The 14,314-nt window shown below is 65.2% G+C and carries 10 protein-coding genes; 5 read left to right on the top strand and 5 right to left on the bottom strand.

Going from position 1 to position 14,314, the window contains the following annotated elements; translation table 11 throughout:
- Positions 1-141: 141 nt before the first annotated feature.
- The 4 genes from G9373_RS15245 to G9373_RS15230 all read right to left on the bottom strand — a co-directional run bounded on the left by G9373_RS15245 (position 142) and on the right by G9373_RS15230 (position 6,818).
- A complete protein-coding gene (locus G9373_RS15245; RefSeq protein WP_054246339.1) occupies positions 142-3,657 on the bottom strand; it encodes a serine/threonine-protein kinase in 3,516 nt (1,171 codons plus the stop codon).
- A 279-nt stretch (positions 3,658-3,936) separates the two neighbouring features.
- Positions 3,937-4,734, bottom strand: coding sequence for a hypothetical protein (locus G9373_RS15240; protein ID WP_005568884.1), 798 nt, complete (start codon positions 4,732-4,734; stop codon positions 3,937-3,939).
- Between the two features lie 27 nt (positions 4,735-4,761).
- Positions 4,762-5,658, bottom strand: coding sequence for a fumarylacetoacetate hydrolase family protein (locus G9373_RS15235; protein ID WP_005568885.1), 897 nt, complete (start codon positions 5,656-5,658; stop codon positions 4,762-4,764).
- Positions 5,659-5,705: 47 nt separating this feature from the next.
- A complete protein-coding gene (locus G9373_RS15230; protein WP_054246337.1) occupies positions 5,706-6,818 on the bottom strand; it encodes a cupin domain-containing protein in 1,113 nt (370 codons plus the stop codon).
- Between the two features lie 198 nt (positions 6,819-7,016).
- Here G9373_RS15230 and G9373_RS15225 point away from each other — a divergent pair, with 198 nt between their 5' ends.
- The 4 genes from G9373_RS15225 (at position 7,017) to G9373_RS15210 (ending at position 12,176) form a co-directional block, all read left to right on the top strand.
- Positions 7,017-7,427 (top strand): thioesterase family protein, encoded by a 411-nt coding sequence (locus G9373_RS15225; protein ID WP_005568887.1) that lies wholly within the window; start codon positions 7,017-7,019, stop codon positions 7,425-7,427.
- A complete protein-coding gene (locus tag G9373_RS15220; protein ID WP_240482818.1) occupies positions 7,424-9,856 on the top strand; it encodes an FAD-dependent monooxygenase in 2,433 nt (810 codons plus the stop codon). Before G9373_RS15225 ends, G9373_RS15220 begins: the two co-directional genes overlap by 4 nt.
- Positions 9,856-10,890, top strand: coding sequence for a carbon-nitrogen hydrolase family protein (locus G9373_RS15215; RefSeq protein WP_054246336.1), 1,035 nt, complete (start codon positions 9,856-9,858; stop codon positions 10,888-10,890). Before G9373_RS15220 ends, G9373_RS15215 begins: the two co-directional genes overlap by 1 nt.
- A gap of 215 nt (positions 10,891-11,105) precedes the next feature.
- Entirely contained in the window at positions 11,106-12,176 is a 1,071-nt protein-coding gene (locus G9373_RS15210; protein WP_240960521.1) for an AraC family transcriptional regulator, read from the top strand.
- Between the two features lie 216 nt (positions 12,177-12,392).
- Here G9373_RS15210 and G9373_RS15205 read toward each other — a convergent pair whose 3' ends face one another.
- Positions 12,393-12,653 carry an acyl-CoA-binding protein gene (locus tag G9373_RS15205; protein WP_037206268.1) on the bottom strand — a complete coding sequence of 87 codons (261 nt, stop codon included), beginning with the start codon at positions 12,651-12,653 and terminating at the stop codon, positions 12,393-12,395.
- A gap of 277 nt (positions 12,654-12,930) precedes the next feature.
- Here G9373_RS15205 and G9373_RS15200 point away from each other — a divergent pair, with 277 nt between their 5' ends.
- The gene (locus G9373_RS15200; RefSeq protein ID WP_133986648.1) at positions 12,931-14,253 is read left to right on the top strand and encodes a cyclopropane-fatty-acyl-phospholipid synthase family protein; all 1,323 of its coding nucleotides are present in this window, start codon (positions 12,931-12,933) and stop codon (positions 14,251-14,253) included.
- The last annotated feature ends 61 nt before the right edge of the window (positions 14,254-14,314 follow it).

Raw genomic sequence — 14,314 nt, 5'->3', positions numbered from 1 at the left:
CGCAGTAGGTCGATGCAGCCGGCGTACGGCGCCCGCCGAGCGTGGGCGCGACCGTAGGCCGGTTGCAGCCTGCTTGCATCTGACGTCCTGTGGTGCGGTCACCCCCAACCACGGCGAACCGATGCGGCCCCGTGCCGCGGCCTACGTCGTGGACACCGGCCGATCACCAGCGTCGCTGGCCCCGGAGTCGTCCACCACTTGCGTGAGAAATGAACTCGGGACGCGTTCCCATCCTCGTTGCCATCTGCCGAGCCGCAGATCGGTCTCGAGCGAGGCGACCACCTCGGCCACCGCCGACCCTGCGTCGAGCACGACGCGCGGGAGTCCGCGGTCGGCGCAGAGCGCCAAAGCCGGTACCACACACTCTTTCGCCTCCGACGTACGGCCAGCTGCGAACAGACACGTGGTGTGCAGAAGCCTCGCCCGGAGCAGCGCTTTCGATCGCGCCTGCCGGGAGATTCGCTCCACCAGCGCCTGCGATCGACGACACGCGGCCGCCGACGATTCCCGATCCGTCGGCGAGGCGGCGTGGAGCAGGAGCCGAATGTCGGAGTCTTCGTGCAGCTCCCACGTGATCAGGTCGATCCCGCTCGTGCGGGACGCCGGGCCGGCGCTGTCCCTGGGGACTGTCTGTGCCCACCGCGGATGCTCATCGAGAACCGCAGGAATGGCGAGCGCCAACCGTATCCTCTCGTTCCGAATTCGGGCGGCCAGCCGCGGCAGCGTCAGCATGTCGGCGATCTCAGCCCCTTCGTCGAGGAGTCGGCACGCGGCACCGAGATCTCCGCGCAGAGTCTTGATACGAGATCCGGTGCCGTAGGTCGCGAGCATGAAATCGACGATGCCGCCCTCGGACCGAAGGCTATGACTGGCGTCGAGAAGTTCTTCGGCGTCGGGCACATGACCCTGCTCGTACAGCAAGTCTCCCAAGATCGCGCCGGCCACGCGGGATGCATACGATTGCCCGCCGCCGGATTGTTTCGCCAGCCGTAGCGCCATCCGGAAGTATCTCTCGGCCGCGGTGATGTCAAGCTGTTCGTGTGCGGCGATCCCGGCGAAGCAGTATCCGTATAGAACGCTGAACGGTCCCGATGTCTGCTGGTTGTAGGGGGTCGCCCATTCCTGCCATCGGCGGGCCGCGGCGAAGTCGAACCGGTAGATCGCCTCGAAGGACGCGACATTCGCCGCCCCCGACACGACGAACGGCCGCACAGCCTCGGGCCGTTCGAGGCAGTCCGAGATCCGCTCGCTGAGCGTGTCGGAACGATCGGCGAAGAGTTCGACAACGCCCCTGACCAACGAAGCCTCGATCAACAGGGCCGTCGTGTCCTCGTCTGCGCGAGTGCGCTGGGTCAGCGATGATTCCGCGCGGTCCAGTGCCCGAAGCGCCGAGGGCGCCGGGTGATGCAGCAGTACATGCGACCAGGCCAATGCGATCTGTAACACCGGGTGTGCGATCACCTGTCGGGATGGGAGCTTGTCGATCAGTCCGATCAGCGTCGCCATCTGGGACTGTTCGACCAATCGCATTCCCTCGCGTTCGACCCACGTCACCGCCAGGTCGGGATCACCCGATGCCAAGGCGTGATCGACGGCCTCACTGAGCAGGTGGTGCTCACCGAACCAGTGGGACGCACGGTGATGAAGTTCGCCGACCATGTCCGGTTGGTCCCGTTCGAGCCGGCGCCGCAAGAACTCTGCGAACAAGTGGTGATAACGGAACCACTCACCGTCCTCGTCGAGTCGTCGCAGGAACAGGTCCCGGTTCTCGATCTCCTCGAGCCGAGCCTGACCGTGACTGCTACCGGTCAGCGCCGACGCGAGTCCACCACTGATGCGTTCAGTCGCCGACGTCGCGAGCAGAAAGTTGAGAAGATCGGGTTCGAGCGATGTCAGGACATTCTCGGCGAGATACTCGCCGATCGCGTGGTGGCGGCCGGAGAGTTGACCGATCAGCGTGGTCGGATCGGTGTGTCCCCGTAGCGAGAGCGAGACCAGTTGCAGGGCCGCCACCCATCCGTCCGTGGATTCGCGAAGATCGGCTATGTCGGCGGCGGTGAGGGCGAGCCCCCCTTGGTCGGCCAGGAACGATTCCGCCTCCGGCAGGTCGAAACGTAGCGCAGTGGAATCGATTTCGACCAACTCGTCGCGTACCCGCAACCGGCTGAGCGGAAGCCCGGCCTGGGTTCTGCTGGTCACGGTAAATCGCAGGTGGTGACAGTCGCTGTCGAGCAGCGCCGCCATCGCGGAGATCGTCGCCGTATCGGAAACTCGGTGCCAGTCGTCGATGACGACCGTGATCACCTCGCCCGTGTCATGAATCTCATCGACCAGTGTGGAAAGGACGTACCGTGCGGCTTGCTCACCCTGCTCTTGCAGCACCTGTGGCAGGTCGCGTGCAAGTGACGGTCGTACCCGCGTAATCGCTTCGAGGAGGTGCGCCAGGAACCAGGCGACATTGTTGTCGTCGTTGTCGACACTGAGCCAGGCGACGGGCGTTCCCGAGTTGGTCAACAAGTCGCGCCACTGGGCGGCGAGGGTGCTCTTGCCGAATCCTGCCGGTGCATGAATCAGCGCGAGCCGCCGATCCCCGCCGGCGTGCAGGGCCTCGATCAGGCGGCGCCGCTGCACTGGGGCACGGGGCTGGGTACGTGGCCGGTACTTCGTCGAGAAGCGTGGCGGCGTCACCGAGGGCGGCCCGGCGTGTTCTTCCGAACTACGCGTCAGGTCTGGGTGCCCGCGTTGCGTGATCTCCGCGTCTGGCGGGACCAGATCCGGGGATCCGGCGCTGGTGCGTCGTAGGGCTGTGCGGAGGTCCTGTTCGAATGCCTCTGCGGACTCCTGGCGGCGCGCGACCTCCTCCGACATCGCGCGCTCGATGACGCTGCACACCTGCGCGGGGATGCCGGTCCGGCGGAGATCGGGCACCGGTTCGGACGTTATTCGAAGAAATTGCGCGACCAGTTGTTCGCCGTCTCGGCGCTGGAAGGCGGCGTGGCCGGTGATGAGGCAGAAGAGAGTCGCGGCCAAGCTGTAGAGATCGGACTGCACGGTCGGTGCTCGTCCGGTGAGTACTTCCGGTGCGGTGAAGGCAGGCGAACCCAACACCACGCCGGTCCCGGTCTGGAAACCACCGTGGATGCGGGCGATGCCGAAGTCTGTGAGCTGGGGTTCGCCGTAGTCGGTGAGCAAGATGTTGGAGGGTTTGACATCTCGATGAAGGATCCCGGCCTGGTGCGCTCTGCCCAAGGCCAGGGCGATTTTGATGCCGAAACCGAGCGCCTTCTCCCAGCCGAGCGGTCCGTCGCGGCGGATGATCGCTTCCAGAGAGCCGTGGCGGTGGTACTCCATCACGATGTACGGCCGCCCTTGGGGCGTGGTACTGGCGTGGTAGATGGTCACGATGTTCGGATGTCCGGAGAGCCGGCCCATGGCCTGTTGCTCGCGGAGGAAGCGATTCCGGTCTTCTTCATCCACACCGGAGGAGAGCACCTTGATGGCGACCGTCCGATCGAGCGCAGTTTCCATGCACCGGTAGACGACTCCGAATCCGCCGCGCCCGATCTCGACGGGGTCGTCGAAGCCGTCGAGAATCAACTCGCCGGCGATCGCGGGGTGGACGTCGGCTTGCGTTGCGAAGGGGTCGAGGTCATCCACCAGTTCGCACCTTCAGTGACGTCGATCCGGGCGCTCTGGCTCCAGCTGCGCCGACCATCGGCGGGCCGTCCAATTGCCGATACGTAGCGGACGGCGATCTCGTGGGCTCGCACATATCTTCACCTCTGCCCCAGTATCACACCAGCGTGGCGGCGGTGGCACCCCGTTTTGATCGGTGTGGGCCGGCATGCGACTGAATGAGCGGTCCACGGCTCCGTGTGGGCCCCGGCGGATTGCGTCGAGGCCCACACGGTCACATAGCGCCCAAGGCCGGAAGGATCACGTCGCGGCGATCGGCAGGCTCGGGGTGTAGGGAGCGTGGGCGTATTTTCCGGACAGCAGCGACCCGGCGCCGGGAGCGATCGCGGGCAGATCCAGCGCCCGCATCAGTTGATGCGCGGTGGAGACTGCGGCAGAGATCACCGGCTTGCCGAGTTCGTTCTCGACGATCTCGATCGATTGCAGTGACGGCATCTGGACACAGGCCGAGAGCACGATGACGTCGGCGTCCTGGTAGTCGAGTTGCTTGGCGATACCCACGAGATTGCGCGGATCGTGGGCGGCCACGTCGAGATTGTTCGGAATTTCCAGTGCCCGATAGTCGCCCACGTCGATGCCCTGGTCCTTGATGTACTCGACCACGAGCTTGGTGAGCGGCTTCATGTAGGGCGCCACCAGGGCGATCTTCTTCGCTTCCAGGACCTCGAGGGCCGTCACCAGTGCGCCGGCGCTGGTAACCACGGGTGCCGGGGCGCCGTTATCGAGGGTGATCTGAGCCAGCTTCTGTTCGGAGACGCAGTGGTACCCCTTGCCCATGCTCATGATGGCCACCAAGCAGGCGTAGCCGAGGACATCGACTCTCGCATCGGAGAGTTCGGCGGCGCATCGGGTCGAGTCGGCGTCCATCGCCTCGAGCTCTTCCTTGGTCACCTCCTTCATCCGCATGCGGCTGGAGTGGAAGGTGAATCGCTCGGGGGCGACCGTTTCCCGTGCGCGGAAGAGGGCGGGGATTTCCGTTTCCATCGTCACATTGGAACTCGGCACGATCTGGCCGATGCGGTAGGAGAGGGTGCTCATCGGGCTTCCTTTCTGATCGGACAGGTGTCAGCGAGCATCGATAACCGGGTTGCTCAACGTCCCGATCGATTCGACGGTGCACTCGACCACGTCACCCGGGGTGAGGAACTGCTGGGGCACGAAGCTGGCGCCGACGCCGGCGGGGGAGCCGGTAGCGATCACGTCTCCGGGCTCGAGGGTCATTCCGGAGGTGATGTCCTCGATCAGCTCGGGGATCTTGAACAGCATGTAGCGGCTGTTCGACTTCTGCTTGACTTCGCCGTTCACGCGCAGAGACAGGTCCAGGCCGTGCGGGTCGGTGAGATCGTCCGCGGTGCGGATGACCGGCCCGAAGGGCGCGTAGGAGTCCTGGCCCTTGGAGAAGAACCACTGGCCGCCGCGGCGCTGGTCCCGGGCGCTGATGTCGTTGATGATGCTGTAACCGAAGACGTAGTCGAGGGCGTCGGCTGCCGACACGTTCTTCGCGGTGCGACCAATGACCACGGCCACCTCGCATTCCCAGTCGAGCTGGTTGGTCAGGTTCGCGTTGTGGCGGATCGGCTCGCCGGGGCCGACGACGGCGGTGCCGGGCTTGCTGAACAACACCGGGCGCTGGGGCAGATCCTTGTCGGTGTCGAGGGTCCGAGCCGACTCGGCGACGTGTTCGGTGTAATTGAGGCCGACACCGATGATCTTGCCCGGGCGCAGCGGGGCGTGCACGGTGACATCGGCGATCGGGAGGCTGAACTGCGGGGCCTGGTCACTGGCCACCAGCGCGGTCAGCGCGGCGAGACCCGCACTGCCCTGGTTGATCAGAGTCGACAGATCGGCCGGCACTTCGGCGCCGGTGCTCCGTGCCAGTGCGGTGACGTCGATGACCGTGTCGTCGCGCTGGACGCCGAGCCGGGGGGTGTTGTCACGAGTGGAGAAGGTCAGAAGAATCATGAACGGTCCTTGTTCTGAGGGTTGGTGATAGTGGTGTGCGAGGCGAGTTACTGAATCGGCTGGTGACCGTCGTTCTCCAGGTACGCCTCCTCGCGCCAGAAGGACAACGAGCGCATGACAGGGAAGTCGTTGAAGGAGAACAGGACCGCGTCATCGCTGGTGCTGAGGTTGGCATGCTCGTGCCACGCCCAGGAGGGCACGACGAAGATGTCGCCCTGCTTCCAGTCGAATCGTCGGCCCGCGATGACCGAGTAGCCTTCGCCCTTGGCCACGTTGTAGACGACCGATCCGGTGTGCCGGTGGGCGCGGGTGTGCTGGTCGGCCCGGAGCAACTGGATGTGAGCGCTCAGCGTCGGCATCACCGACCCGCCGGTCCGCGGGTTCGAGTATTCGAGCAGGATTCCGTCGTAGGGCGATCCCTCCGACGCTTTCGCGGCGTTCTGCAAGGCGGCGTAGGTGGGTTCCCAGGGGTAGGCGAATAGCGGCGAGTAGGGCTTGGTCCAACCGTCCTCGAAGCCCACGGGACGAAGTTGGCCCGCGCCATAGGTGAGCAGCGAGGAGTTGACCACCGCGCCCCGCTCTTGGTAATGGTTCGGGTGGACCTCGTAGAACCCGGCGTCGAGGGCATTGACCAGGGGGATGTCGAGTCCGTCCTGCCAGATGACCGGCTCGTCCGAGTCCTCGTTGCCGTGCTCGTGCCAGGTGAAACTGGGTGTGATGGCGAAGTCGCGGGGGCCGACCTTCAGTTTCTGTCCGTCCACCACCGTCCAGGCGCCCTGTCCTTCGACGACGAAGCGCAGTGCGGCCGCCATGTGGCGATGTGCGGTCATCGACTCTCCGGGGCCCATTCCCTGCAGGCCGGTGTACAGCAGGCCGACGGCCGCGGTGACGTCCTTGCGCTCGGGATTGACCAGGGCCACCACCCGTCGACCGGCGTCTTCCGGTTTGACCAGGTCGAGCGAGTCGATGACGAATGGGCGGATGTCCTCATAGCGCCAGAGAATGGGCACGGACGCCGGCTGAGGGAACCACGGTTCGATCTTGTTGGCCACGGTCCATAGCGCCACAGTGTCGCGCTTGCCGAGTTCGTCATAGAACGCTTCCAAGGCTTCGGTGTCCTTGACCCGAGCCCGACCGAGAACGTCGTCACTGAGTGACATGTGTGTTCCTCCCTTTCGTCGGCGACGCATGTGTATGGCATTGGGCGCGTGCGGCCGACCTCACCTGCGTGGATTTCGATCGAACTGCGTAAGCCGTCACCGCCTGCCGCAAAATCGAATATACACCTGCCTTGACGATCGTCACAAGAGCGCTATAAAGTTCGGTCATCGGCTTTGATGAAAGGTGGTCAGTGACAGATGGCGAAAGTGACGATCGAGCGGACGGTGGAGTGGTACGACACCGATGCTGCTGGCCACCAACATCATTCGTGCATCGTGCGATTCGTGGAAGCCGCTGAGGCGGCGCTGCTTCGCGAGCACGATCTGGCGTGGCTGTTCGGGGAGACTCCCCGTGTCCGCCACGAGATCAACTACCGATCGCGGCTGTGGTTCGGCGAAACGGTGACCGTGACCCTCGAGGTTGTTCGCCTGGGTAACACCTCACTCCAGTACGCCTTCGAGGTGCGCGGCAAGGAGGGCGTGGCGGCGGACGGAACCCTCATCGTCGCCCACGCCATCCCGCAGTCGCCGACGTCGACGCCCTGGCCGCAACCCGTAATCGACGCATTCGGCACGATTCGTGCCCAGGAAGCAGTGGTGACCAAGTGACCAGTCAAGAAGCAACAGCGCGTTCTGCACGAGTCGACGCCGGCCTGCCGTCGTTGAAGATCGCGGTGATCGGTGGCGGACCGGGCGGCCTGTATTTCGCCGCGTTGGCCAAGCAACTGGACCCGCGACGGGAGGTCACGGTATTCGAGCGAAACGCCGCCGACATGACCTTCGGCTTCGGAGTCGTGTTCTCGGATGAGACCCTCGACGGAATCACTGCGGCGGATCCGGCGATCTTCGCGGAGATGGAAGCGCAGTTCGCCCGGTGGTCCGATATCGACATCCACTACCGGGGTCAGGTGCTGACCTCGGGAGGACACGGGTTCGCGGCTATCGAGCGACGGACCCTGCTCAACATCCTGCAGACGCGGTGCGCACAACTCGGTGTCGACGTGCGATACGAAACCATCGCCCCCGCGGCAGAAGAGCTCGCCCGCACGCACGACCTGGTGGTGGCCGCCGACGGAGTCAATTCGGTCACCCGCAAGGCGCGTCCCGAAGCGTACGGGCCCGACCTCGACGTGCGGAACTGCCGCTACATGTGGCTGGCGACCGACAAGATCTTCGACGCGTTCACCTTTATCGTCGCGGAGACAGCATTCGGGCCGATCCAGGTGCATGCCTATCCGTTCAGCAGTGAACGCAGCACCTTCATCGTCGAGATGAGCGAGAAGACTTGGTGTAACGCGGGATTTGACACCTTCGCCGCCGAGGAGCTGACCGTCGGGCAGAGCGATACGAAAAGCGTCGAGTTGTGCGCCGGTCTGCTCGGCGAGCATCTCGAGGGGCACCAGCTACTGACCAACAATTCCCGTTGGATCCAGTTCTCGACGGTCCGCAACACGTCGTGGCGCGACGGCAACATCGTCCTCCTCGGCGATGCCGCGCACACCGCGCACTTCTCCATCGGCTCGGGAACCAAGCTCGCCATGGAGGACTCCCTCGCTCTCGCAGCGAGCCTGACAGTCGACGACCGGGACGTCGCGCAGGCCCTGCTCCGCTACGAGCAGGAACGGCGACCCGTCGTCGAATCCACGCAACGTGCGGCGCAGGCGAGCCTGGAGTGGTTCGAGTCGATCGAGCACTCCGTCGGGCAGGAACCGCCACAGTTCGGCTTCAACCTGCTCACCCGCAGCCGCCGCGTCACCTACAACAACCTGCGCGACCGCGATCCGGAATACATCGACACCCTCAACGACTGGTACCACCGTGCCCAGCCGGCGGACTCCACCGAACAGCCGCCCCGTCCGATGTTCGAGCCCTATCGGATCGCGAACACGCGGCTGAAGAACCGCATCGTCGCCGCACCCGTGGCCACCTACTCCGCCACGGACGGGATAGTCGGCGACGCGGAACTCGCACGCCTGGCCGGCGCGGCACTCGGCGGCGCCGGCCTGGTGATGACCGGCATGACCGCCGTCAGCGCTGCCGGACGGGTCACACCCGCGTGCGCCGGCCTGTACGCCCCCGAACAAATCTTCGCCTACCGCCGGATCGCCAATCTGGTCCACAACAACACCACCGCGGCCATCGGTGTCCAGCTCAACCATTCCGGACGCAAGGGTGCGACCACCGTTCCCACCGCCGGAACCGTCGGTACCTCCCTCGGTGACAAGGGCTGGGAGACCGTCGGCCCGTCCCCGATCGCTTTCGGTGACCTCCCCGCGCCCCGCGAACTCGACGCTTCCGAGCTGGAGGGCATCGCCGAGGACTTCGCCCGGGCCGCCCGGGCCGCCGACACCGCCGGATTCGATGTCCTCGAAATCCAGGCCGGGCACGGATTCTTGCTCTCGACCTTCCTCTCGCCGCTGACGAACCAGCGCACCGACGACTTCGGTGGAAGCTTGCGTAACCGTCTCCGATTCCCGCTGCAGGTCATAGACGCGGTCCGGGTGGCCTGGCCGAAAGGCAAGGCGCTCCTCGTGCGGATTTCGGCGGTCGACTGGCACCCGGGCGGCACCACCATCGACGACGCCGTCGCCATCGCGCGGGCCTTCGCCGAACACGGAGTCGACGCCATCGACGTCTCCAGCGGTGAGGTCGTGGCCGACGAGCGCCCCGAGTACGGGCGCGGTTACCAGACCCCCTTCGCCGAGCGCATCCGCGCTGACGTGGGCATCACCACCATCGCCGTCGGCGCCATTTCCTCCGACGACGACGCCAACTCGATCCTGCTTGCAGGGCGTGCCGACCTCATCGCGATCGGCCGCGCGCACCTGCACAACCCCGCCTGGACCCTGCACGCCGCCGCTGAGATCGGATACCGCGGAGCTGGTGGACAATGGCCGACTCTCTACGCTGCCGGATCGGCGAAGCCGCCCACAGCCGGACGGGCGCGGCCCCAGTTGGCCTTGTTCGGGGAGACGGAACACGACATCCACCAACGCTGGCGCCCAGGCGCAAGCGCCGTCACCGAGGCGGCACGCTGATGGACACCTTCCCGCGTTTCACCGCGGCCGCCGTGCAGGCCTCCCCGGTGTATCTCGACCCCGACGCCACCGTAGAGAAAGCGGTCGGGCTCATCCACGAGGCCGCCGCGGCCGGCGCCACGCTGATCGCCTTTCCCGAGGTGTTCGTCCCCGGGTACCCGTACTGGAACTGGACGATGAACCCGGTCAAGGGAGGGGAGTGGTTCGAACGGCTGTATCGGGCCGCCATCGACATTCCCGGTCCACATCTGGACACCCTTCGTGCCGCTGCGGCAGCCACCAAGACCACGGTTGTGATCGGTGTCAACGAACGCGGCCGACACAGCCTGGGAGTGCTGTACAACAGTGTCCTCACGATCGGGCCGGACGGCTCCCTGATCGCTGTTCACCGGAAACTGGTACCGACCTGGGCTGAGAAGCTGACCTGGACCAACGGCGACGGGTCGACGCTCCGGGTGCATCACACCGAAGTCGGTCCGCTCGGCGTCCTCGCGTGTGGGGAGAACACGAACACCCTCGCCCGCTTCGCGCTGCTGGCGCAGGGAGAGCTCGTGCACGTCGCCAACTACATCTCCCTCCCGGTGGCGCCGAAGGACTACGACATGGCCGACGCCATCGCCATTCGGACAGCGGCGCACGCTTTCGAAGGCAAATTGTTCTCCGTCGTCTCGTGCTCGACTGTGTCCGAGGAAATTATCGACATCGTCGCCGGGGACGACGAGGAAGCGGCGCAGATGCTACGGCGCGAGCGCAGCGCCCTGTCAGGGATTTTCGGACCCGACGGGCGCCCGGTGTCCGAACCTCTAGTGGACAAGGAAGGGATCGTCTACGGCGAGATCGACTTGGCACGATGCATCGCGCCGAAGCAGATGCACGACATCATCGGTCACTACAATCGCTTCGACATCTTCTCTCTCAACGTCAACACCGCCCCATTGCAGCCCATCACCTTCAACGGGGCGGGAGGACCACCGCCGGAGCCGGAAGGCGCACTGATCGGCCCCTGGCGTGAGGACGAGATCCCGGCGAGATAGACACCCGGCGGCACCCGCCCGCACAGCTCGGATCTGCGGAGGCAGTGGTTCCCAGGGTTAACCCAAGAAATCACGTGATGGCGACGGGTGCCGCACTGGGTAGGTGCCCCGATACCACATGCTTCCCTCCCTGCCTTGCCGTGAGCCGAATCGGCTGTCGTCGGGGTAGTGCAGCTGGGGAAATCGCGCTTCCTGAGAAAACCCAGGCAGGTACGATGGCGTACGTAGAGATTGTGACGATCGTTCTGATGTCGCTATTTCGAACGCGCTGGAAGGCTAGGATGGCGATGGACCCGAGATCAACTGCGGACGGGGCGACTGCGTTGCCCATTGCCCGGTTCGAACAGGTTCACACAATCGATCTGGACGAGGTCAGGTCGGCGGTGGGTTCCGCCTTCTGCCCGCACACGCTCGAACCCATCGGCACCGGTGGCGCCTCGCCCGTCAGGTTTCACTCGGCCACCGCCGGAACTGTCGGTCTGCACTACCTGGATTACGGCACCGGGATGTGCATTCGCCCGAGTGATCTCGACGATTTCTATCTCATTCAGATTCCCCTCTCCGGAGTGGCGGAAATAACTTGGGGTTCAGAAACGTTCGAGTCGACGCCCGCCGTCGCATCGATCCTGCAACCGGGCGGGTCGGTGACCATGCAATGGCACCGAGGGAACCGGCAGCTGATCGTTCGCCTCGATCGCCAGAGCATGGAGAGGCAGTTGCAAGAGGCACTCGGGGCGCCGCTCCGCGAGCCCCTGCGGTTCGACCCCCACATGGAACTGGACCGACCGGGTATCCGATCGTGGCGCGGCATGCTCACGCTCTTGCGTGCCGAGATGGAGAACGGTGGATCTCTCCCTACCGAGCCGATCGTCATGAAAGAGTTCGAACGACTGCTGCTGAGTCAGCTCATCGTGGCCCAACCCCATAACTACACCGAAGTGTTGCAGCGGCCAGTGCCGGTGGCGCCTCGAACTATTCGCCGCGCAGTCGAAATCCTCGAGCACCACGCTGACGAACTGCTCACCGTCGAGGATGTCGCATCTGCCACGGGAATCAGCGTGCGGGCACTTCAAGACGGTTTCAAGAAGTATTTCGGCACCACCCCGATGGGATACCTGCGCGAGGTCCGAATGAAGGCGGTCCGCACGTGGCTCCTCGGCGCCGATCCGTCGACGACGACGGTGTCCGATGCGGCTACCAGGTGTGGATTCCTCCATCTCGGACGATTCTCGGTGCAGTACCGCGAAAAGTTCGGCGAGTCGCCCTCGGAAACCCTCCGCCGATGACGGTCGGTCTGTCCTGGACCGCCGACCCGTCTTCGCCCTCTGTGCCTCGAGGTCCCGCCTTGACACGCCCGTCTCGATGCGCGCGCTGCACAGCCTGCCGACGACGTCCTGCGCACCGGGCACGCCCTGCGCGTGCGGGCGCACGTCGGCTTGCGGCGACAAGAATTCGGCTCTCGTATGGGTCGATCGGGCAGCACGGGACCGGAACTTCCGAACTCAGCCCTGCGTGAGCCTGGCTACCAGGTCGACGTAGCCCTGCTTGGCGTCGGCGCTGCTCGTACCCGCCAACTTGGCCCAGGCGTCGTACTTGGCGCGGTTGACCATGTCCAACCGACCGGGCCGCTTGCCCTCGACATCACCCTTCGACCCCTGCTTGAACAGCGCGTACAGCCGCAGTAGCTCATCGTTGGCAGGCCGCGAGGTGAGCTTCTTGACGTTCTCCTGTGCATCGGTAAACGCCTGATCCAGATCCGACATGGGCACCCCTGGCTCTCGGACGGACTCGTCGACGCCATCGTACCGCCGGAGCCGAGGGCGCCTGATCCGTTCGCTCCGAGTTGGCTGTGCGTCATCGCGGTCGGCGCGTGAAGCCGAGCGGCGTTCAGAGGCAGGGTTATGCCGAGCGGGAATCGGTGTGAAGGTGTGCGGCAACGGGGGTTTCATCGATATGGTCGACGAGGTGGGTTTGCGGGACGTTGGTGCGGGTCGACAGTCCTGTGCGCTGGTCGGACCCCGAACTTCGACGGAGGTGTGTATGACGGTCGCTGACACGGTGGCGCCGCTGGTTCGTGCGGTGGTGGGTGCGCAGGTCCCGGTGGGGATCAGGTGTTGGGACGGTAGTCGCAGTGGGCCTTCGGACGCGCCGTGGCAGGTGCACATCGTCAATCGGCGTGGTCTGCGGCGGTTGCTGTGGGCGCCCAACGATCTCGGTTTCGCTCGGGCCTACGTGTCCGGCGACATCGACATCGAGGGAGACCTGCTGGCCGGGCTGGACGTATTGGAGCAGGTGTCGGACCCGAGCAGGGGTCCCGGTGTGCGGATCGACAAGCAAACGAAGAAGGCACTGGCGACAGCGGCGCTGCGTCTGGGGATCATCGGCCTGCCACCGAAGCCGCCGGCGGAGGAGATGAAACCGGCGCGCGGGCACCGGCACGACAAGGATCGTGACGCCGCCGCGATCAGCCACCACTACGACGTCGGTAACGGCTTCTATCGACTGGTGCTCGGTGAGTCGATGACCTACTCGTGCGCATATTGGGCGGAGCCGAGCGCTGATCTGGACGCGGCCCAGTACGCCAAATGTGATCTGGTGGCCCGCAAACTCGGCCTGACCGCGGGGATGCGGGTCCTCGACGTCGGCTGCGGGTGGGGGACCTTCGCGCTGCACGCGGCGCGCAACTACGGCGTGCACGTCGTCGGTGTCACCCTGTCCCACGAGCAGGCGGAGTACGCCGGCAAACGGATGGTCGACGCGGGTGTGGGGGACTTGGTGCAGATCCGAGTCCAGGACTACCGCGACGTCACAGACGGTCCCTACGACGCGATCTCGAGCATCGGCATGGCCGAGCACGTCGGTGCCGCGATGCTGGCGACCTACGCCGCGGACCTGTTCGCGCTGCTGCGCCCGCGGGGGCGGTTGCTCAACCACGCGATCTCGCGACGACCAGGCAAACCCGCTGCCAAGTTCTCCAAAACGTCCTTCATCGATCGCTATGTGTTCCCCGACGGAGAAATCGAACCGATCGCACCGATGATCGAGGCGCTCGAAGGGGCCGGGTTCGAGGTGCGCGACGTCGAGTCCCTGCGCGAGCACTACGCGCTGACCCTGCGGGCCTGGGTGGGGAACCTGGAGGCGAACTGGGACGAAGCGGTGTCCCACAGCAGCGCCGGGCGGGCACGGGTATGGCGGCTGTACATGGCCGGCGCGGCGTTGGCTTTTGCGGCGAATCGGCTCGGGATCAACCAGGTTCTGGCAGTCAAATCCTCCGAACGGGGTGAGAGCGGCATGCCCGGCACCCGCGCCGAACTCTTGCAGTCATCCGCACCGATAGCATCTTGGCCGGGTCGCGAACAGTGAAAACCGTCGGGAAGTAGACAATTCAACCGACGACGGCCGACACTCAGATTGTTCGGTATGA

Source organism: Rhodococcus sp. A14, from assembly GCF_011603105.1.
In the GTDB taxonomy this organism is placed as follows: domain Bacteria; phylum Actinomycetota; class Actinomycetes; order Mycobacteriales; family Mycobacteriaceae; genus Rhodococcus_F; species Rhodococcus_F opacus.
This window is presented reverse-complemented; position numbering and strand designations above follow the sequence as displayed.

Bases quoted from the DNA above. Each gene is read 5' to 3' on its own strand.
- G9373_RS15230 (WP_054246337.1), bottom strand. From the start codon at position 6,818: ATGTCACTCAGTGACGACGTTCTCGGTCGGGCTCGGGTCAAGGACACC.
- G9373_RS15205 (WP_037206268.1), bottom strand. From the start codon at position 12,653: ATGTCGGATCTGGATCAGGCGTTTACCGATGCACAGGAGAACGTCAAG.
- G9373_RS15215 (WP_054246336.1), top strand. From the start codon at position 9,856: ATGGACACCTTCCCGCGTTTCACCGCGGCCGCCGTGCAGGCCTCCCCG.
- G9373_RS15210 (WP_240960521.1), top strand. From the start codon at position 11,106: ATGGCGTACGTAGAGATTGTGACGATCGTTCTGATGTCGCTATTTCGA.
- G9373_RS15200 (WP_133986648.1), top strand. From the start codon at position 12,931: ATGACGGTCGCTGACACGGTGGCGCCGCTGGTTCGTGCGGTGGTGGGT.
- G9373_RS15235 (WP_005568885.1), bottom strand. From the start codon at position 5,658: ATGATTCTTCTGACCTTCTCCACTCGTGACAACACCCCCCGGCTCGGC.
- G9373_RS15240 (WP_005568884.1), bottom strand. From the start codon at position 4,734: ATGAGCACCCTCTCCTACCGCATCGGCCAGATCGTGCCGAGTTCCAAT.
- G9373_RS15225 (WP_005568887.1), top strand. From the start codon at position 7,017: ATGGCGAAAGTGACGATCGAGCGGACGGTGGAGTGGTACGACACCGAT.